Annotated in this window: 16 protein-coding genes; 10 read left to right on the forward strand and 6 right to left on the reverse strand. The window is 75.8% G+C overall.

Features of this window, described 5'->3' with window-relative positions; genetic code table 11:
- Positions 1–22 precede the first annotated feature (22 nt).
- Positions 23–613 carry a GNAT family N-acetyltransferase gene (locus IEZ06_RS10410; RefSeq protein WP_373293831.1) on the reverse strand — a complete coding sequence of 197 codons (591 nt, stop codon included), beginning with the start codon at positions 611–613 and terminating at the stop codon, positions 23–25.
- 69 nt (positions 614–682) lie between these two features.
- Between IEZ06_RS10410 and IEZ06_RS10415 the strand changes: the two genes are divergently transcribed.
- The 6 genes from IEZ06_RS10415 to IEZ06_RS10440 all read left to right on the forward strand — a co-directional run bounded on the left by IEZ06_RS10415 (position 683) and on the right by IEZ06_RS10440 (position 7,444).
- Entirely contained in the window at positions 683–1,510 is an 828-nt protein-coding gene (locus IEZ06_RS10415) for a hypothetical protein (RefSeq protein WP_189236465.1), read from the forward strand.
- Between the two features lie 165 nt (positions 1,511–1,675).
- The gene (locus IEZ06_RS10420) at positions 1,676–3,745 is read left to right on the forward strand and encodes a RecQ family ATP-dependent DNA helicase (protein WP_189236539.1); all 2,070 of its coding nucleotides are present in this window, start codon (positions 1,676–1,678) and stop codon (positions 3,743–3,745) included.
- 85 nt (positions 3,746–3,830) lie between these two features.
- Positions 3,831–4,760 (forward strand): ATP-binding cassette domain-containing protein, encoded by a 930-nt coding sequence (locus IEZ06_RS10425; RefSeq protein WP_189236466.1) that lies wholly within the window; start codon positions 3,831–3,833, stop codon positions 4,758–4,760.
- Entirely contained in the window at positions 4,747–5,541 is a 795-nt protein-coding gene (locus IEZ06_RS10430; protein WP_189236467.1) for an ABC transporter permease, read from the forward strand. The genes IEZ06_RS10425 and IEZ06_RS10430 overlap by 14 nt, the downstream gene beginning before the upstream one ends.
- 11 nt (positions 5,542–5,552) lie before the next feature.
- A complete protein-coding gene (locus IEZ06_RS10435) occupies positions 5,553–6,809 on the forward strand; it encodes a sensor histidine kinase (RefSeq protein ID WP_189236468.1) in 1,257 nt (418 codons plus the stop codon).
- Positions 6,800–7,444 (forward strand): response regulator transcription factor, encoded by a 645-nt coding sequence (locus IEZ06_RS10440; RefSeq protein ID WP_189236469.1) that lies wholly within the window; start codon positions 6,800–6,802, stop codon positions 7,442–7,444. Before IEZ06_RS10435 ends, IEZ06_RS10440 begins: the two co-directional genes overlap by 10 nt.
- 42 nt (positions 7,445–7,486) lie before the next feature.
- Here the strand turns inward: IEZ06_RS10440 and IEZ06_RS10445 are convergent, their stop codons facing one another.
- The gene (locus IEZ06_RS10445) at positions 7,487–8,380 is read right to left on the reverse strand and encodes a carbohydrate kinase family protein (protein ID WP_189236470.1); all 894 of its coding nucleotides are present in this window, start codon (positions 8,378–8,380) and stop codon (positions 7,487–7,489) included.
- A 178-nt stretch (positions 8,381–8,558) separates the two neighbouring features.
- On the opposite strand from IEZ06_RS10445, the gene IEZ06_RS10450 reads away from it, so the two are divergent.
- From IEZ06_RS10450 to IEZ06_RS10465, 4 genes are all read left to right on the forward strand, one after another.
- Complete coding sequence (locus tag IEZ06_RS10450; protein ID WP_229797924.1) at positions 8,559–11,255, forward strand: bifunctional acetate--CoA ligase family protein/GNAT family N-acetyltransferase; 2,697 nt, start codon at positions 8,559–8,561, stop codon at positions 11,253–11,255.
- 67 nt (positions 11,256–11,322) lie between these two features.
- On the forward strand, positions 11,323–11,916 hold the full coding sequence (locus IEZ06_RS10455; RefSeq protein WP_068898669.1) for a DUF5998 family protein: 594 nt from the start codon (positions 11,323–11,325) through the stop codon (positions 11,914–11,916).
- Positions 11,913–13,028: an alkaline phosphatase family protein gene (locus tag IEZ06_RS10460; RefSeq protein WP_189236472.1), complete on the forward strand. Its 1,116-nt coding sequence runs from the start codon at positions 11,913–11,915 to the stop codon at positions 13,026–13,028. The genes IEZ06_RS10455 and IEZ06_RS10460 overlap by 4 nt, the downstream gene beginning before the upstream one ends.
- The gene (locus IEZ06_RS10465) at positions 13,025–13,837 is read left to right on the forward strand and encodes a sulfurtransferase (RefSeq protein ID WP_189236473.1); all 813 of its coding nucleotides are present in this window, start codon (positions 13,025–13,027) and stop codon (positions 13,835–13,837) included. Before IEZ06_RS10460 ends, IEZ06_RS10465 begins: the two co-directional genes overlap by 4 nt.
- Here the strand turns inward: IEZ06_RS10465 and IEZ06_RS10470 are convergent.
- Genes IEZ06_RS10470 through IEZ06_RS10485 form a run of 4 tightly spaced genes read right to left on the reverse strand, consistent with a single transcriptional unit; the run spans position 13,777 to position 18,706 of the window.
- Complete coding sequence (locus tag IEZ06_RS10470; protein WP_189236474.1) at positions 13,777–16,551, reverse strand: CHAT domain-containing protein; 2,775 nt, start codon at positions 16,549–16,551, stop codon at positions 13,777–13,779. The genes IEZ06_RS10465 and IEZ06_RS10470 overlap by 61 nt on opposite strands.
- Positions 16,548–17,027 (reverse strand): hypothetical protein, encoded by a 480-nt coding sequence (locus IEZ06_RS10475; RefSeq protein ID WP_189236475.1) that lies wholly within the window; start codon positions 17,025–17,027, stop codon positions 16,548–16,550. Before IEZ06_RS10475 ends, IEZ06_RS10470 begins: the two co-directional genes overlap by 4 nt.
- Complete coding sequence (locus tag IEZ06_RS10480) at positions 17,024–17,581, reverse strand: RNA polymerase sigma factor (protein ID WP_189236476.1); 558 nt, start codon at positions 17,579–17,581, stop codon at positions 17,024–17,026. Before IEZ06_RS10480 ends, IEZ06_RS10475 begins: the two co-directional genes overlap by 4 nt.
- Positions 17,582–17,641: 60 nt before the next feature.
- Positions 17,642–18,706 (reverse strand): S8 family peptidase, encoded by a 1,065-nt coding sequence (locus IEZ06_RS10485; protein WP_189236477.1) that lies wholly within the window; start codon positions 18,704–18,706, stop codon positions 17,642–17,644.
- Between the last annotated feature and the right edge of the window lie 253 nt (positions 18,707–18,959).

Below are 18,959 nucleotides of genomic sequence, written 5' to 3' on the forward strand. Positions count from 1 at the left end.
GCGGACGCCGGTCCTCGTGTCGTCACCCGCGGTCGCGCGGACCGGCGCCGGGCCAGGGCCCGGGGGTGGAGCCCTCGTCCGCGTCACCGGGGACGCCGGTCTTCGTGTCGTAGACCCGGAACCCGCGCGCCCGGTAACTGGCCAGCGCGGCCGGGCCGTCCAGGGAGCAGGTGTGCAGCCACACCCGGCGGGTCGGTTCGCGGTCCGGTCGGCGCTCGGCCAGGTCCCAGGCGCGTGCCGTACCGGCCTCCAGCAGGTGCCCGCCCGCGCCCCTGCCGATCGCCCAGGGCAGGAGGCCGAAGGAGGTGATCTCGACGGCCGCGTCGTCCTGCGGGAGCAGTTCGGCGTATCCGGCGGGGGTGCCGCGGTGGTAGGCCACCCAGGTCTCCACGCCCCGGTCCAGGAAGTCCGCCCACTGCCGCCAGGTCCACGGCAGCCGGTCGGTCCACTGCCAGTCGCCGCCGACGGCGGTGTAGAGGAAACGGCTGAACTCCGGGGAGGGGACCTCGGCGCGCACGATGTCGAGGTCGATCGCCGGGGGCTTGGCGGGTCGCAGGTCCGCGGGGGAGGTCTGCTCGAGATACCAGGTGGTGACGTCCATAGTGAGCCTCATGAAACCACGTCCTCGCCGGTGCCCGTATCCGGATGCAACCGTGTAGATCACACCAAATATCATCCGACGATGCGTGGACATGGACTGAGACGGATGGCCGCGGCCGTGTGCCTGGCGGGCGCACTGACCGGCTGCGGAGTGATCGAAACGGCGGGGAAGGCCGCAGAGGAGGCGATGGCGGACCCGGCCGTGATCACCGAGGACGCGCCGTTCAAAGGATCCCCCTCGGAGGGGTTCGCCGAGGGGATCGCCGGGATCGAGGTCCCGGAGGCCGAGGCCGTGGGACGTTTCCCGGCCAAGGACGTCCGCGCGGCCTACAAGACCAGCAGACGCCTGCTGGAGGCCGCCTACCTCGACGAGCAGAGCCTGCTCGGCGGTAAGCCCGAGGCCTACGCCCGGCTGCTCGACCCCGAGCAGCGCAGGTTCTTCCTGAAGAACCTCGACCACAAGGACGAGAAGAAGGACACCAGGAGCTGGGTGTTCAGCTTCGCGCCGGGGACGACCGAGCTGGTCGGCGACGTCGTCAAGGTGAAGGGGAGGCTCTCCGCGGGGCCGGGCAAGGACAAGGAGGTCGGCCCCCTGCTGGTGGTGACCTACGAGGCGCGGTTCGTCTACGCGGTCCGGCCCGCGGGCAGGACCGGACCCATCGTCCGGGTGATGGCCTACACCAAGTCACGTCACGAGTTCTGGCGGGACGAGCCCGGCGGCAGGCTGCGCCACTGGGAGGGCGAGAGCATCGACGGGCTGACCGCGGGAGTGGAGTGCGACTCTCCCGACCGCTTCCACCGCCCCGATTTCCGGCCCGCAGACGGCGGCAACGGCCGGCTGTACGACGCCTATGCCGACGATCAGAGCCCACTGAGGGAAGGCGAGTGCGCGACGATCGAGGAGGTCTGACCCGCTCGGAGCGCATGCCGTCCGGCCCCGGCCGCCGGGCCCGCCGGACGGCGCCCCCGCTCCGTGGTCACACGGCTGAGGGCGGAGCCCGTACACGGCCGGACGGCGCGACTGGACGAAACCGTCACCGGGACCTGATAGCAATGACCGGTGAGCGAAGAGCAGATGCTGCGCCAGGAGGCCGAGGAGCGCCTGCGGGCGCTCGCCGGAGAGCACGCCCGGCTGCGCGACGACCAGTGGTCGGCGATCAAGGCGCTGGTCATGGACCGGCGCCGGGTCCTGGTGGTGCAGCGCACCGGCTGGGGCAAGTCGGCGGTCTACTTCATCGCCACCGCGCTCCTGCGCGAGCTGGGCGAGGGCCCGACGGTCATCGTCTCACCGCTGCTGGCCCTGATGCGCAACCAGATCGCCGCCGCCGAGCGGGCCGGGATCCACGCGGTCACCGTCAACTCGGCCAACCCCGAGGAGTGGGAGCAGATCTACGGGCAGGTGGCCGAGGGCACGGTCGACGTGCTGCTGGTCAGCCCCGAACGGCTCAACAACCCCGAGTTCCGCGACCAGGTCCTGCCCGAGCTCGCCGAGAGCGCGGGCCTGGTCGTGGTGGACGAGGCGCACTGCATCTCCGACTGGGGCCACGACTTCCGCCCCGACTACCGGCGGCTGCGCACCCTCTTCGAGGAGCTGCCCGAGGGCGTGCCGGTGCTGGCCACCACCGCCACCGCCAACGCCCGCGTCACCCGCGACGTCGCCGAGCAGCTCGGCGAGGAGACGCTCGTGCTGCGCGGACCGCTGGAGCGCGAGAGCCTCCACCTGGGCGTCGTACGGCTCCGCGGCGCCGAGCAGCGCCTGGCCTGGCTCGCCCAGACCCTGCACGAGCTGCCCGGGTCCGGCATCGTCTACACCCTCACCGTGGCCGCCGCCCAGGAGATCGCCTCCTACCTGCGCGAGCAGGGCCACGAGGTGGCCGCCTACTCCGGCCAGACCGAGCAGGCCGAACGGCTCGCCGCCGAGCAGGCGCTGCTCGACAACAAGATCAAGGCGCTGGTCGCCACCTCCGCGCTGGGCATGGGCTACGACAAGCCCGACCTGGGCTTCGTCGTCCACGTCGGCGCGCCGCCCTCGCCGGTCGCCTACTACCAGCAGGTCGGCCGCGCCGGGCGCGGGGTCGAGCGGGCCGAGGTGATCCTGCTGCCCGGTGCCGAGGACCGGGAGATCTGGTCCTACTTCGCCTCGCTGGCCTTCCCCCCCGAGCAGGTCGTGCGCACCGTGCTGGCCGCGCTGGCCGACGGCGGGGTCATGTCCACCGCCGCCCTGGAGAGCCGGGTCGACCTCAGCAGGACCCGGCTGGAGAGCATGCTCAAGGTCCTGGACGTCGACGGCGCGGTGCGCCGGGTCAAGGGCGGCTGGGAGGCCACCGGCGAGCCGTGGGACTACGACGCGGACCGCTACGCCCGGGTCGCCGCCGAGCGCGAGGCCGAGCAGAAGGCCATGCTCGACTACCTCGACACCACCGGGTGCCGCGAGGAGTTCCTCCGCCGCCGGCTGGACGACGACTCCGCCACGCCGTGCGGGCGCTGCGACAACTGCACCGGGACGCACCGCTCGTCCGAGGTCGAGGCCCGCGCGGTCGAGCGCGCCGCCGAGAGCCTGCACCGGCCCGGCGTGGAGATCGAGGCGCGCCGGCAGTGGCCGACCGGGCTGAGCGACCTCAAGGGCCGGATCAAGCCCGAGCTGGGCGCCGAGCCCGGCCGGGTCCTGGGCAGGCTCACCGACATCGGCTGGGGCAACCGGCTGCGCGGGCTGCTGGCCGAGGGCGCCCCCGACGGCCCGGTCCCCGACGACGTGTTCGCCGCGGTGGTCACCGTGCTGTCGTCCTGGGAGTGGGCGCAGCGCCCGGTCGCGGTGGTCGCGGTGCCCTCGGCCACCCGCCCGCTGCTGGTGCGCAGCCTGGCCGAGCGGCTGGCCCAGGTCGGGCGCCTGTCCTACCTGGGCGACCTGGGCTACCGGGCGGGACCGCCCGCGCAGCGCTTCAACAGCGCCCAGCGGGTCCAGGCCATCCGGGCCACGCTCGCCATGCCCTCCGCCCTCGGTGCGGCGGTCGCCGAGGCGGGCGGCCCGGTCCTGCTGGTCGACGACCGCGTCGACACCGGCTGGACCATGACGCTGGGGGCCGCGCTGCTCCGCCACGCCGGAGCCCCGGCCGTGCTGCCCCTCGCCCTGGCGGTGACGAGCTAGCCCGGGCGCGTTACGGTTTCCCCCCATACGGGTCGGCGGCCCGCCCCCATGGCGGGCGGCCCGCCGGACGCCTAGCGTGGCCGGCGTGATCAGCCTCAACGGATTGAGCAAGCGCTACGGCGAGCGGATGGCCGTGGACGACCTGTCGCTGGAGCTGAAGCCGGGCGCGGTCACCGGCTTCCTCGGGCCGAACGGGGCGGGCAAGTCCACCACGATGCGGATGATCCTCGGCCTCGACCGCCCGACGGCCGGCACGGCGCTCGTCGGGGGCGTGCCGTACCACGAGATCCGGCACCCGCTGCGGACGGTCGGCGCGCTGCTCGACGCGCGCGCGGTGCACCCGGGGCGCAGCTGCCGCGCGCATCTGCTGGCGCTGGCGCGCAGCAACGGCATCGCGGGGAGCCGGGTGGAGGAGGTCCTCGAAGCGGTCGGGCTGGCGGACGCGGCGCACCGGCGCGCCGGTGCGCTGTCCCTGGGCATGAGCCAGCGGCTCGGCATCGCGGGCGCGCTGCTGGGCGACCCCGAGGTGCTGATGTTCGACGAGCCCGTCAACGGGCTCGACCCCGACGGCGTGCGCTGGGTGCGCCGGCTGATGCGCTCGCTGGCCGGCGAGGGCCGCACGGTCTTCGTCTCCAGCCACCTGATGAGCGAGATGCAGCTGACCGCCGACCACCTGGTGGTGATCGGCCGGGGCCGCCTGATCAGGGACGCACCGCTGGCGGAGGTCATCGCCGACAGCGCGCTGACCGCCGTGGTCGTCCGCAGCCCGCACGCGGGCGACTTCTCCGTACGGCTCGCCGCCGCCGGGATCCGGGTGGAGCGGTCGGGTGAGAACGAACTGGTCGCCACCGGCGCCGGGATCGAGCGGATCGGCGACCTGGCGTACGAGGCGGGCATCCGGCTGCACGGACTGAGCACGCGCGAGGCCTCACTGGAGCAGGCCTACGAGGAACTGACCGCGGGCAGCGTGGAGTACGGCGCCCGGAAGGAAGGTGTGAACGATGGGGATCGGTGAGCTGGGCCGGGCGGTCGCCGCCGAGTGGACGAAGCTGTGGTCGGTCCGGTCGACCTGGTGGTGCCTGGCGGGCACCGGCGTGCTCATGGTGCTGAGCGCCCTGACGCTGGGCGGGGCCGCGGTGACGGAGATGCTCCGCGACGGTGGGGCGGCGAGTCTCCCGGCGGGCGAACCGGTGGTCTCGGCGACGATCTTCGCCCAGTTCGCGCCGGTCGCGGCGGCGATGCTGATGATCACCTCGGAGTACTCCTCGGGCGGTGTCCGCACCACCCTGCAGGCCGTCCCGGTCCGCGGCCGGATGCTCGCCGCCAAGGCGCTGGTGGCGGCGGCGGTGGCGTTCACGGCGGGAGTGGTGTCCGGTGCGGCGGCGGCGGCGGTCGTCCACGTCGTGCTGTCCGGCGAGCCGTTCGGCGGCCACGTCACCCTGCCGCCCGCGCGGACCGCCCTCGACCTGCTGGGCGTCGGCGTCTTCTTCGCGCTGGTGTCGGTGCTCACGGTCGGCGCGGGAGCCGCGATGCGCAGTGCGGCGGGCACGCTGACCGTGGTGTTCATGCTGCTGATGGGCCTGCCGCTGCTGCTGGCGGCGACCGGTGCGCCCCCGGCGCTGGAGGCGGCGCTGCGCATGCCGCTGTCGGCCGGGCTGGCGTTCATGGGCAGCACCGACAACCCGACCGGCGGCCCCATCCCCTACCCCGCGGGCGAGGGGCTCGCCTGGCTGCTCGCGTGGACGGCGGCGGCGGTGGCGGCGGGCCATGCCGTACTGCGCCGGCGCGACGCCTAGACTCCGCGACCATGTCGGCCGACCGGATCGCGCGCGTGCTGGCGGGGATCGTCACGGGTACGGTCCTGGGCCTCGCCGAGTTGCTCTTCGTCTGCCTGCTCCGGCCCGCGGCCGTGATACCGGCCGCGCGTCCCGCGGTGGGCAGGGCCGCCGCCCGGCTGGTGGCACTGGAACGGGCCCGGCTGGCGCGCCGGCTCGGCCACGGCGCGACGCGGTCCTCCCCGCCCGGAGCCGGTACGACGCGGTCCTCCCCGCCCGGAGCCGGTGCGGCGCGGCCGGGCGCCCCCTCCTCCCCGGCCGCCCGCCGCGGGGCCGACCCGGCGCCGCAGGGCGGCTGGGCCTTCCTGGCCGCGCGCGGCGTGCTCGGGGCGGCCGGCGGATACGTCTGCGCGGTGAGCCTGTTCACCGGCGGGCTCTTCCTCTTCGGCGGGCTGTGGGACCTGGTCTCGGGCGCGTCCGCCTCCGTGCCGCTGGAACTGCCCGGTGTGAAGCTGATCACCAGCGACTGGGTGCTCGGTCTGACGATCGGCACGGTCGCGCTGGCGCTGGCCGCGGCGGCGGTCCTCGCGGTCGACGCCGCCGACCGGCGGCTGGCCGGGCACTTCCTGGGACCGGCCGGGCAGGAGCTGATGCGCAGGCGCATCGCCGAGCTGACCGCGACCCGCTCGGGCATCGTGCGGGCCGTCGACGACGAGCGGCGCAGGATCGAACGCGACCTGCACGACGGAGTGCAGCAGCGGGGCGTGGCGCTGGCCATGCTGCTGGGCCGCGCCCGGCACGCCCCCGACGCCGCCAGGAGCGCCGAACTGGTGGACGAGGCCTACGCCGAGTCCCGCCGGCTGCTGGACGAGCTGCGCAGCGTGGCCTGGCGGATCTACCCGACGGCCCTCGACGAGCTGGGGCTCCAGGCCGCGCTCGCGGGGGTCGCCGAACGGTCGGCCGTGCCGGTGACCGTGCACTACGGACTGGGCGGCAGGCCCGCCTCCGAGGTGGAGACGGCCCTGTACTTCGTGGCCAGGGAGGCGATCACCAACGCGGTCAAGCACGCGGGGGCGCATGACATCCTGGTCGTCCTGACCGAGGACGAGCGGACGGTGAGCGTGGTGATCTCGGACGACGGCTGCGGTGGCGCCGACCCTTCGGGGGGAGGGCTCTCCGGGCTGGCCCGGCGCGTCCGGGCCCTCGACGGCGACCTCGTCGTCGACAGCCCGGCGGGAGGCCCCACCGAGGTCACCGCGAGGCTGCCCAAGGCGGTGCCGTGCGACTGATCCTGGCGGACGACTCGGTGCTGCTCCGCGAGGGCCTGAGCCGGCTGCTCGGCGACGCCGGTCACGAGGTCGTCGCCGCGGTCGGCGACGCGCGGGCGCTGCTCGACGCCGTCGAGCGGCACCGGCCCGACGTGGCCGTCGTCGACGTGCGGATGCCGCCGACCCATACCGACGAGGGGCTGCGGGCGGCGCTGGAGATCCGCGAGCGGCGGCCGGAGGTCGGCCTGCTCGTGCTGTCGCAGTACGTGGAGAGGACCTACGCGGCCGCGCTCCTGGCCGGGTCCGCCACGGGTCTGGGCTACCTGCTCAAGGACCGGGTCTCGGAGGTGGCCGACTTCCTCGACGCGCTCGAGCGCGTGCACGCGGGCGGCGCCGTCTTCGACCCCGAGGTGGTCCGCCGGCTCCTCGCCCGGACCGCCCGCGCCGACCCCCTGAGCAGGTTGAGCGGGCGCGAGGCGGAGGTCCTGGAGCACCTGGCGCAGGGCTTCGTCAACGCGGCGATCGCCGCCCGCCTGCACGTCTCGCTGAGCACCGTCGAGAAGCACGTCAACGCCATCGTGGACAAACTCGACCTGCCGCGGGACCCCGACTACAACCGGAGGGTGCTGGCGGTCCTGCGCTATCTCGGCGGCTGACCGGCGGCCCGTCGCGCGGCCGCCCGACCGGTCAGAGACCGGTCAGAGGCGGGGACGGGCGCCGAGGTGGGCGATGGCCTTGGCGGCCAGGCGGTTGCCCGCGGCGAGGGCCTCGGCCGGGGGCTTGCCCTCGAGCCAGGCCGGCAGGAAGCCCGCGGTGAACGCGTCACCGGCGCCGGTGCCGTCGACCACGCGCTCCACGGACTCGGCGGAGGCCCGGACGGGTTCGCTGCGGCTGTTGGAGTACCACAGCGAGCCCTCGTCGTTGAGCTTGATCACGACCTGGGGGAACCAGGCGGTGAGCACCTTGGCGGCGGCGGCCGGATCGTCGCGGCCGGTCAGGACCTTGGCCTGGTCGGCGTTGGCGAACAGCAGCTTGGCGTTCTGGGTCCACTCCAGGAACGGCTCGGCGCCGGTGCGCTCCAGCGGGGCCGAGGAGGCGCAGTCGACCGAGACGGTCATCCCGGCGCGGCCGGCCATCTCCAGGGCCGCCAGCCCGGCCTCGCGGGAGCCCTCGTTGATCAGGGTGTAGCCCGACAGGTGGAGGTGGCCGCCCTGGGCGAACAGGTCGCGGGGGAGGTCCTCGGGGGACAGGGCCGCGTTGGCGCCCGGGTCGGAGAGCATGGTGCGCTCGCCCTTGTGGGTGACGAGCACCACGCAGGTGCCGGTGGGGCGCTCGGGGTCCATGACGAGGCGGGCGTCGACGCCGTACCCCATGAGCTCCATGTCGCGGTTGCGGCCGGTGATGTCGGCGCCGCGGCGGCCGATGAAGGCCACCTCCGCGCCCTCCACCGCCAGCCAGGAGGCGATGTTGGCCCCCGACCCGCCGCCGTGCATCGTGACCACGGCCGGTGTGTCGCTGGCCCGGGCCAGCGGATAGCGAGCCCGCGCGACCGCGTCGGTCATGAGATCGCCCACCACGACCACCCGCGTCATGATGTCCACCGCCTTGTGACTTCGATGCCGAACGTGCTTAGGGGACCGCGAAAAACCTAACAGTTCCCGGCCTGGATGGGAGGGCCGGATCGGACACGGGACCGCAGTCGATGCACAAGCGTTGCGCTAACCCACCCGGCTGGTCCGACATGTGGGATTCGCGTCTACCCTCGGGACTGTGGAGGCTCAATATCCCGCCCACTGGGAGGCGGACGTCGTCCTGTCCGACGGGGGCACCGCGCACGTGCGCCCGATCCGGCCCGCCGACGCCGACCGGCTCAGGACCTTCTACTCCCGGCTGTCCGAGGAGTCGATCTACTTCCGCTTCTTCGGCCCCCGCCCCCGCCTGTCGGACCGGGAGGTGACCCGCTTCACCAACGTCGACTACGTGGACCGGGTCGCGCTGATCGCGACGATCGGCACCGAGATGGTGGCCGTGATCCGCTACGACCGGATCGACGCGGAGGAGGCGGAGGTGGCCTTCCTCGTCGAGGACGCCCACCAGGGCCGCGGCGTCGCCTCGGTCCTGCTGGAGCACCTGGCCGAGACCGCGCGCGAGAACGGCATCGCCCGGTTCGTCGCCGACGTGCTGCCCGCCAACCAGAAGATGATGGGCGTGCTCAAGCAGGCCGGCTACACCGCGCAGAGCCGCTTCGCCGACGGCGTGGTGCGGATGACCCTCGACCTCACCCCGACCGAGACCTCCCAGGCGGTGACCGCCTCCCGCGAGCACCGGGCCGAGGCCCGCTCCATCGAGCGGCTGCTGACCCCGGGCTCGGTGGCGGTGGTCGGCGCGGGCCGGGAACCCGGCGGCGTCGGCCAGACCGTGCTGCGCAACCTGCTCGGCGCGGACTTCACCGGTCCGGTCTACCCGGTCCACCGCGAGGCGCGGGCCGTCGCGGGGGTCCGGGCCTACCCGAGCGTGACGGCCATCGACGGCGAGGTGGACCTCGCGGTGCTGGCCGTACCGGCCGACGGGGTGATCGACGTCGTCAAGGAGTGCGCGGAGAAGGGCGTGCGCGGGCTGATCGTGGTCTCCTCCGGCTTCGGCGAGACCGGCCCGGAGGGGCGGGCCCGGCAGGACGAGCTGGTCCGCATCGCCCGCGCGTACGGCCTGCGCGTCGTCGGCCCCAACTGCCTCGGCATCGCCAACACCGACCCCGCCGTCCGGCTGAACGCGACCCTCGCCGCGACCGTCCCCGGCCGGGGCCGGGTCGGCTTCTTCAGCCAGTCGGGCGCGCTGGGCACGGCGCTGCTGCAGCGGGTCGCCCAGCGCGGCATGGGCATCTCCTCGTTCGTCTCCGCGGGCAACCGCGCCGACGTGTCCGGCAACGACCTGCTGCAGTACTGGGAGGAGGACGCCGCCACCGACGTGATCCTGCTCTACCTGGAGTCGCTGGGGAACCCGCGCAAGTTCGCCCGGCTGGCCCGGCGCATCTCCCGGCGCAAGCCGATCGTGGTGGTCAAGAGCGGCGGCACCACCCAGGGCGTGCCCACCGGCCACGCCGCCCAGGTGCTCGGCCTGCCCGACACCGCGCTCAGCGCGCTGTTCGAGCAGGCGGGCGTGATCCGGGTGGACGACCTGATCCAGCAGTTCGACGTGGCCCAGCTCCTGGCCCACCAGCCGCTGCCCGCCGGGCCGCGGGTCGGCCTGGTCGGCAACTCCGACGCGCTGGCGCTGCTGGCCGTGGACGCGTGCGCGCGCGCGGGACTGGAGCCCCGGCCGCCGGTGAACCTCGGCGCGCGTGCCGGGGCCGCCGAGTTCGGCGCGGCCCTGGCCGCCCTGCTCCCGGAGGTGGACGCCGCGGTCGCGATCTACATGCCGCCGATCCCGGGCCGGGCCGCGGAGGTCGCCGCGGAGCTGCTGCGCGTCGCGCGCGAGGGCGGCAAGCCGGTGCTGGCCACCTTCGAGGGGCAGCTCGGCATGCCCGCGGAGCTGCGGGTCGGCGCGGAGGTGCCCGAGCGGGGCTCCATCCCGTCCTACGCGGCGCCCGAGGAGGCGGTCCGGGCCCTGGCCCACGTCGTGCGGTACGCGCGCTGGCGGGAGCGTCCCGCCGGCGTGCCGGTGGAGGAGCCCGGCGTCGACGCCGCCGCCGCGCGGGGGCTCGTCGAGCGGCTGCTGGCGGCCCCCGCGGACGCCCCGCCCGCGGGGGCCGCGGAGAGCCGGGCGGTCCCGGCGGCGGCCGCCGGGGAGGGCGCCGAGCGGGTCCTCTCCGAGGCGGAGGTCGCGGAGCTGCTGGCTCACTACGGGCTGACGGTCTGGCGCGCCGAGGTGGTCGCCTCGCCGGAGGCGGCCGTGGACGCGGCCGAGCGGCTGGGCTGGCCGGTGGTGCTCAAGGCCGCCGACCCGGAGGCGGCCAAGCGGGCGGGGACGGTCCGGCTCGGCCTGGCCGGCCCGGACGGGGTGCGCGACGCCTTCGCCGACCTGCTCCGCCAGCTCGGTCCCGACGCGGTGCTCGCCGTGCAGCGCATGGTCCCGCAGCCCGCGGTGCCGACCGTGGTGAACGTCGTGGAGGACCCCGGGTTCGGCGCCGTCGTCTCCTTCGGGCTGGGCGAGGTGACGGCCCGGCTGCTGCGGGACGAGGCCTACCGGCTGGCCCCGCTGACGCGCGAGGACGCGGCCGAGCTGGTCGAGTCGCCGCGCGCGGCGCCGCTGCTCTTCGGCGAGTACGGTTACCCGCCGGTGGCGGTCGAGGCGCTGGAGGAGCTGCTGGTCCGGGTCGGCAGGCTGGCCGACGACCTCCCCGAGGTGGCCGGGCTCGACCTCGACCCGGTGCTGGTGGGGGAGTCGGAGGTCGTCGTGCTGGGGGCCCGCGCCGTACTGCGCCATCCCGGCGGGCCCCGTCCCGACGGGGGGCCGCGGCGGCTCAGCTGAGGGTCACCCGAGGGGTGCCGCGGCGCTCGGGGTGAAACAGACGCCCGGGACAGGGCAGGATGGACCCATGAGGGAAACCCGACTCTCGACCGCGGGCCTGCGCGAGGCCATCGACCGCAGTGGCTACTACCCCGACCTGGTGGCCGACGCCGTCGAATCCGCCCTGGGCAAGGAGCAGGTGGACGCCTACGTGGTGCACCACGAAGCCACCTTCGACCCCGCCATGGAGGTGCGCCGGCACGTCACCGTCCTGGTGCTCTCCCCCACCCGCCTGCTGGTCTGCCACACCGACGAGCACCCGGCGGTGGAAGGAGTCTCGGCGTCCCACGCCTCCACGACCACCGAGGCCGTGCTCCTGCGCCGGATCCAGTCCGTGGCCGTCACCCGCGTGGTCCCCGATCCCGCCTCCTACGTCCCGGGCGTGCCTCCCACCGAGGTCACGCTCACCATCGGCTGGGGGGCGATCTCCCACATCGACCTGGAGCCGGCCGCCTGCGGCGACGAGAACTGCGAGGCCGACCACGGCTACACCGGCGCGGTCACGGCCGACGACCTCTCCCTGCGGGTGAGCGAGGCCGCCGACGGCCCCGAGGCCGTCTCCCACGTGCTCGCCTTCGCCAAGGCGCTGTCGGAGGCCACCGCCCGCGCCGCCGCCTCGTGAGCCCCCTCGTCCCGGCGTACGGCGAGGCGTCGCTGGCCGACCTGTCCTCCTCGCTCCTGGCCGTGCTGGGGATGGACGGCGCCAACCCGCTGGGGCTCGCCCCCGCCGACCGGGTGCTGCTCTTCCTCGTCGACGGCCTGGGCGCGGAGCTGCTGCGGGCCCATCCCGAGGCGGCGCCCTTCCTGTCGTCGCGGGCGGGCCGGACGCTGACCGCGGGCTTCCCCGCCACCACGGCGACCAGCCTGGGCACGCTCGGCACCGGCCTGCCGCCGGGCGAGCACGGCATGCTGGGCTACCAGCTGGCCGTCCCCGGAGCGGGCTACCTGTTCAACTGCCTGCGCTGGACCGCGTTCGGGCCGCTGATCGCGCCCGAGGAGTGGCAGCCCACCACGACCGTCTTCGAGCGCGCCGCCGCGGCCGGGATCAGCGTCAGCTACGTCGCCCCGGCCCAGTTCGAGGGCACCGGCTTCAACCAGGCCGTCTACCGGGGCGTCCGCTTCGTGGGCGCCGACGCGGTCGACGACCGGGTCGAGGGGGTCCGCCGGGCCCTGGCCGAGCCCCGCGCGCACGTCACCGTCTACTACGGCGACCTCGACGCCGCCGGCCACATGCGCGGCTGGGGCTCCCCCGAGTGGCTCGACCAGCTGGCCCGGGTCGACCGGATGGCCGAGCGCCTGGCCGAGACCCTCCCGCCCGGGTCGGCGATGTACGTCACCGCCGACCACGGCATGGTCAACGCCACCGACCGGATCGACGCCGACGCCGTCCCCGCCCTGCGCGAGGGCGTCGCCCTGCTGGGCGGCGAGGCCAGGGCCCGCCACGTCTACGCCGCGCCGGGGGCCGCCGGAGCCGTGCTGGAGTCCTGGCGGGGCGTCCTGGGGGAGGCGGCCTGGGTGGCCTCCCGGGAGGAGGCGGTCGAGTCCGGCTGGTTCGGTCCCCGCGTCCGCCCGGAGTGGCTGCCCAGGATCGGCGACGTGGTCGCCGTGCCGCGGGCCGGGACCGTCGTCGTCGCCTCGGTCGCCGAGCCCCTGGAGTCGTCGTTCACCGGCTACCACGGCTCCCTGACCCCCGCCGAACAGTACGTCCCGCTCCTGGAGGTGAGCACCCGGTGAGCCCGCTGATCACTCCCGGAGACCTGGCCGCGCTGCCTGCGGCGTCCGTCCTCGACGTGCGCTGGGCGCTCGGCGGCCCGCCCGGGATCGAGTCCTACCGGCAGGGGCACGTCCCCGGCGCGGTCTTCTGCGACCTGGAGGCCGACCTGGCCGCGCCCCCGGGCCCGGAGGGACGCCACCCCCTGCCGGAGGCCGGCCGCTTCCAGGACGCGATGCGCCGCCTCGGCGTCTCCGGCTCCCGGCCCGTCGTGGTCTACGACGACGCCGGCTCCACGGCCGCCGCCCGGGCCTGGTGGACGCTGCGCTACTTCGGCCATCCCGACGTCCGGGTCCTCGACGGGGGCCTGCGCGCCTGGACCTCCGAGGGGCGTCCCGTCTCGGCCGAGGCGCCGGAGCCGCCGCCCGGTGACTTCACCGCCCGTCCGGGGGGCATGCCCGTGCTCGACGCCGACGCGGCCGCGGAGCTGGCCGCCGACGGGATCCTGCTGGACGCCCGCGCCGCCGAGCGCTACCGGGGGGAGGTCGAGCCGGTCGACCCGGTCGCCGGACACGTGCCCGGGGCGGTCAGCGCCCCCACGACGGAGAACCTCGACCCGTCCGGGCGTTTCCACCTGCCGCACTTCCTGCGGGAGAGGTTCAACACCCTCGGCGCGGTGCCCGGCCTGGCGGTGGGGACCTACTGCGGTTCCGGCGTGACGGCCGCCCACCAGGTCCTGGCGCTGGAGGTCGCGGGCATCCCGGCCTCCCTCTACGTCGGGTCCTGGTCCAACTGGGTGGCCGACCCCTCCCGGCCGGTCGCCACCGGCTGATCCCCGTACCCGAAGCAGGCGAACCCGGCCGTCCCCGTCCGCCCGGCCGCCGCGGCCAGCGCCGCCGCGGGCGGGCGCCCGGCGGCCAGCAGGCCGTGGAAGACCGTCATCAGCGCCAGGGTCTCGTCGTCGCGCACCGGGACCAGACCCGCCACCACGCACCGCGTGCCCGACGACAGGAACGCCCCCGCCAGGCCCAGCGGCGTCCCGTCGGCGGGGGCGTGCGCCATCCCCGCGTCGCACGCCGACAGCACCACCAGCTCCGGCGGCGTGCGGATCCGGAGCAGGTCGTAGGCCATGAGCCGGCCGTCGTCGAGATCGATGCCGGACAGCAGCGGGCTGCGCGCGCTGAACGTCCCATGGGCCGCCAGGTGCGCCACGCCTGCCCGTTCCAGCGCCGCCAGGACCGCGTGCCGGGCCGCGGGGACCAGCTCGGTCCCCGGACGGCGGGCGGCCACCATGCGGACCTCCGCCTCGGCGCAGCGCAGCCCGGGGCCGGCCACCGCCGCGGTCCCTCCGCCCGTGCCTCCCTCCGGGGGTACGGCGCGCCACGCGGCCAGCCAGGCGGAGACGCTCGGCGCGACGGTCACCGGCCGGTCCGCGTTCGACGGGAGCACCGGCCAGGGCAGGATGTGCAGCGGCCCGGCGGGCACGATCACCAGCGGCCGGTCGCCCAGGCGGGGGAGCAGCGGGCCGAGGAGCAGCCGCTCCACCGCCGCAGCCTCCGCGGTCAGGCCTGGCGCGTCCCCGTCGAGCAGGTGCCTGCGGCGCAGGCCGTACCGGAGCCGGACGGTGGCCTCGGCGGCGGCCGCGAGGGAGCCCAGGCGGCGCAGCAGGACCCTGTCGGGGGTGACCGCGACGACGGCCAGCTCGTCGCCGTGGCGGACGAACTCGACCAGCGCGGCCCCGCCCAGCGCCGCGCGCAGCTCCTCCGGACCGGGTACGGCGCCGCGACCCGCTTCCACGGCCCTCCGAACGCCCCGGGGCATATCCGCGGGTGACGGATCCCCGCACTCCACGCTCTCCGCGCCCGCCGGGTCCCGGCAGTCTGCGATCCCCGTGCGCACCGGGCCCCGGCCCTCGGAGGCGCCTGCGGTGCCTGCGAAGCCCTCGAGGCCCACGGCGCCGCCGGTGGCCGCCCGCCACCGCTCCGCCCAGGCCAGCACGGTCCGGGCCCGGCCGGTCCGGAGGGCGAGGGCCAGGCCCAGCGCCGCCAGCGGCTCACTCCGGCGGGCGGCGCGGACGCGCTCCAGGGGGTCCGGCGACCGGACCGCGTCCGCGCCGGCGGCCGCCAGCCCCGCCCGGGCCGCGGCGAGCGCTCCCCGCCGGTCGCCCGCCGCGGCTCGGCGCAGCGCGGTCGCGTGGTGGGCGGCGGGGCCGGGACCGGCAGAGGCCAGGAGGGCGAGCAGCCCCTCGGCGGTGCGTTCGTCGCCCAGCCGGAGCGCGAGTTCGGCGGTGACGAGCCGCAACGGCGCCGACGGGTGGCCCGCGCCGTCGAGCCCGGCCGCGCACGCCAGCATCTCGGCGACCAGCCGGTCTCCCGCGACGGGGTCGGCGGCCTCACCGAGTCCCAGCCGCGCGCGGAGCGCGATCTCGGTGGCGAGCGGGACCAGGAGCGCGCGCTCCTGGCGGATCAGCCCGGCCCGGGCCGCCTCGGCGCTCCGCAGGGCGCGCCGCGGATCACCGGTGGCCAGCTCGACCCGGGCGAGCATCAGGCGCGCCTCCGCGAGGGCCGTCTCCGCGCCCGCCGCCTCCAGTTCCGGCACCGCCTGGTCCAGCAGCACCCGCGCCTCACCGGGCAGCTGGGCCGAGACCAGGGCCTCGGCCAGGTCGCAGCGGACGGTGGCCAGCCGTTCCGGATAGTCGGACAGGATCCGCTCCGCCCGCCGGTAGGCGGTGAACGCCGCGGGCAGGTCACCGCGCCGGGCGGCGAGGAACGGCAGGTTGCCCTCCGCCAGCGCGAGCACGTGGTGCAGCCCGGCGGCCCCGGCCAGCCCGGCGCTCCGCGTCAGATCGGCTTCGGCCGCCGCGAACTCCCCGAGGTACACGCGGGCGAGCCCCCGGTTCAGCGTCGCCCCGGCCAGGAAGGCGGGGTCCTCGCCGAGCACGCCCTCGGCGCGGTCGCAGTGGCGGACCGCCTCGTCGTAGCGGCCCAGCCGGACCAGGGCCGAGGCCCGGTTCACGCCGAGCCTGCCCGCCTCGACCGGGGTGAGGTACGGCTCGGCGTCCGCCGCGATCGTCAGGGCCTCGGCCGGGTGGCCGAGTTCGGTCCTGACGTGGACGAGGGAGAGCCGGGCCTGCGCGGCGCGGTGGGGCAGACCGGCGGAGAGCGCGATCCGTTCGGCGCGGCGCAGGTGCTCCTCGGCCAGGTGCAGGTCGCCCAGCTCGCGCGCGGCCAGCGCCAGCGCGCGGTGTGCGACCGCGGCGGCCTCCTCGCGGGCCCCGGCGTCCAGGACGGTGCGGGCCAGCGCGCGGGCCCGGCCGGGATCGCTGCCGGAGAGGCGGACCGCCTGCTCGGCCGCGGCCACGGCATCGGTGACGGTGTCCGTGACGATGACCGCCGCGGCATCGGTGGCGGTGTCCGTGGCGGGGTCGGCATCGGTGGCGGGGACGGTTTCGGCGGCGGCGTCCGAGGTGACGGCCTGGTCCGGGACCGGGCTCTCCCGGACGGCGGTTTCCGACATGGCGGGCAGGCCGATGGGAGCGGCGGTCATTCAGGCCGGATCCGGGTCCAGCTGGTGGCGACGGGCGGATGACCCGGGCGGTGGCACACCACGCTGAACCAGCCGGGAGGCAGGCCGACGACGGCGAACTGCCCCGTGGGGGAGAGCTCGCGCGACTCGGTCAGGCAGGGGGTGCGGACCTCCGCCCGCGCGCCCGCCCCCGGGGGAGGGCAGACCCGCCCGGCCAGGTCGACCAGGCCCCCCGAGGAGTCGACGTCCAGATCGACGGTGAGCCCGTCCGCGCCGAAGCGGAGCAGGCGGGCCCGTCCGGCGGAGCGGATGCCGGAGGGCGCCGGCACGGCCAGCGGCCGGGCCGTGGCGGCGCCGGGGAGCCGCAGGCGGAAGGCCGCCCGGGCGGTGGCCGTGACCTCGTCGGGCACGGGGTCGTGCCCCGAGGCCAGGCGGAGGGCGGCGATCAGGGACTCGTCGTCGGAGGAGGAGCCGGAGGAGGAGGGAGAGCGCGTCATGACGCCGCCTCCTGCGGGACGAGCAGGGAGCGGAGCCGGTCGAGGCAGCGGCGCCGGGTCGGGCCGTAGCTGCCGGTGGGCATGCCCAGGCGTCCGGCCAGCTGGTGGACGCCCGCGTCGGGGGCCGCGGCCATGAGGCGGAACAGCGACCGGCAGGGCTCGTCCATGCTCTCGACGGCCCGCCACAGCCGGCGGCCCTCGTCGGCGGTCAGCACGGCCAGCACCGGATCCGCGGAGTGCCCGGCGCCGACCGGATCGATGGGCTCGACCGGTTCCGCGGTCAGCTGCTCGCCCCGGGTCCGCCTCAGCAGGAGGGCGGCCTCGCGCCTGGCCGTGGTGCACAGCCACGAGGAGATCCGCTCCGGATCGCGGATGCCGGGCAGGCTCTCGACCAGCCGCAGCCACGTCCCCTGCACGACGTCGGACGCGTCCGCCGCACTCAGGCCGTGGGCGCGGACCACGGACCAGACCAGGGGGCCGAAGTGCTTGACCACCACGTCCCAGGCGTCCTGGTCACCCGCCAGCACGGCCTCGATCGTGTGCTGGTCGACCACCGGCGCCTCCGTCCCCGCCGGGCACCCGGAGTGCCCGCCTGATCACTTCGGGTGGAGACTTTACCTCGGGAGGGGGACGGCGGTCCCCAGATCGGAGATCTTCCGGGTGCTCCGCGGGTCGAGGACGCGCGCCACGGCCTCCTTCGGCGCCACGTCCCGGGCGGCCGCGGCGACGGCCCCGGCCACCACGGCGGCGGCGAAGGAGGTGCCGCTCCAGCGCGCGTAGCCGCGGAAGGCCCCGTACTCCAGGAAGGCGCTGGTCAGCCACTCGCCCCGGGCGCAGGCGTCCACCCACGGGCCGTAGGCCGAGAAGGGCGCCCGGTCCTCCTCCGCGGCGTCCAGGGCGCCCACGGCGACCACCTCCGGCAGCGCGGCGGGCCAGAACGGGCGGTCCGAGGCGGTGTTGCCGGCGCAGGCGACCACCGCCGTGCCGGCCAGCCCGCCCAGGGCCGCCTCCACCAGAGGGGAGGGCCGGTCGTCGAAGGTGTGGCAGCCGAAGGAGAGGTTGAGCACCTGCGGCGGGTCGTCGCGGAGCCGGGCCAGCGCCCGCAGCAGCCCCGCCTCGTCGCCGACGCCGCGCCCGTCCAGCACCTGGAGGGGGCGGAGCCGGGCTCCGGGGGCCGATCGCAGGACCAGTCCGGCGACGAAGGTGCCGTGCCCCGCCTGGGCGTCCAGCACGCCGTCGCCGTCCGCGTCGGGAGCCTCGCCGAGTTCGCGCCGCCGCTCCAGGAACCAGGGGCTCTTCTCCCACCACGGGTGCGCGGTCAGGCAGGTGTCGAGCACCGCCACGGTCACGGGGGCCTCGTCCGGGGGTGAGGGAGGGAGGGGCGCGGACGCCGGGGCGGCCGGGAAGGGGCGGGACGCCGGTCCGCCGAAGAAGAGGGGCTGGCCCATCAGGATGTGGTTGGGGGAGGCCCGGTGGCCCCGGTCCCGGACCGCGGCCGTCAGGTCGCAGACGTCCACGCCGGGCGAGAGCCGTATCCGGAAGACCCCGTCGGCCTCCGCCGCCGCGGCGGTCCACCGGGAGACGGCCTCCATCCCGGCCGCGTCGGTGAGCAGCTGACCCGCCCTGATCAGGGCGGGCGAGCCCGGGACGGGTTCGACCCGCACGATGTCGGCGTCCATCTGGTCCTCCGGTGTCGGCCACCGCGTCGGTGGAAATCCTCTTCTCCGACCATGCCCTACGCGGATCGCGGGGGAGTGGAAGCGGGGATTTCTTTCCGCCGGCCCCGTCTTCCGAGGCGCTCCCGGACGGGAACACCAGATCGACTTCGGCGGTGGTCACGGTAATGCATTCGCAAAGCCGGGTAAAGAAACGGGACGGACTCCTCGGATCGAAACGGTACGGCCCGCCCGCCGCGGTACGAGAGACACTCGC

The organism is Planomonospora antibiotica, from assembly GCF_014647955.1.
Lineage (GTDB): Bacteria > Actinomycetota > Actinomycetes > Streptosporangiales > Streptosporangiaceae > Planomonospora > Planomonospora parontospora.

Bases quoted from the DNA above. Each gene is read 5' to 3' on its own strand.
- IEZ06_RS10410 (WP_373293831.1), bottom strand. From the start codon at position 613: ATGAGGCTCACTATGGACGTCACCACCTGGTATCTCGAGCAGACCTCC.
- IEZ06_RS10415 (WP_189236465.1), top strand. From the start codon at position 683: ATGCGTGGACATGGACTGAGACGGATGGCCGCGGCCGTGTGCCTGGCG.
- IEZ06_RS10420 (WP_189236539.1), top strand. From the start codon at position 1,676: ATGCTGCGCCAGGAGGCCGAGGAGCGCCTGCGGGCGCTCGCCGGAGAG.
- IEZ06_RS10430 (WP_189236467.1), top strand. From the start codon at position 4,747: ATGGGGATCGGTGAGCTGGGCCGGGCGGTCGCCGCCGAGTGGACGAAG.
- IEZ06_RS10435 (WP_189236468.1), top strand. From the start codon at position 5,553: ATGTCGGCCGACCGGATCGCGCGCGTGCTGGCGGGGATCGTCACGGGT.
- IEZ06_RS10445 (WP_189236470.1), bottom strand. From the start codon at position 8,380: ATGACGCGGGTGGTCGTGGTGGGCGATCTCATGACCGACGCGGTCGCG.
- IEZ06_RS10455 (WP_068898669.1), top strand. From the start codon at position 11,323: ATGAGGGAAACCCGACTCTCGACCGCGGGCCTGCGCGAGGCCATCGAC.
- IEZ06_RS10470 (WP_189236474.1), bottom strand. From the start codon at position 16,551: ATGACCGCCGCTCCCATCGGCCTGCCCGCCATGTCGGAAACCGCCGTC.
- IEZ06_RS10475 (WP_189236475.1), bottom strand. From the start codon at position 17,027: ATGACGCGCTCTCCCTCCTCCTCCGGCTCCTCCTCCGACGACGAGTCC.
- IEZ06_RS10485 (WP_189236477.1), bottom strand. From the start codon at position 18,706: ATGGACGCCGACATCGTGCGGGTCGAACCCGTCCCGGGCTCGCCCGCC.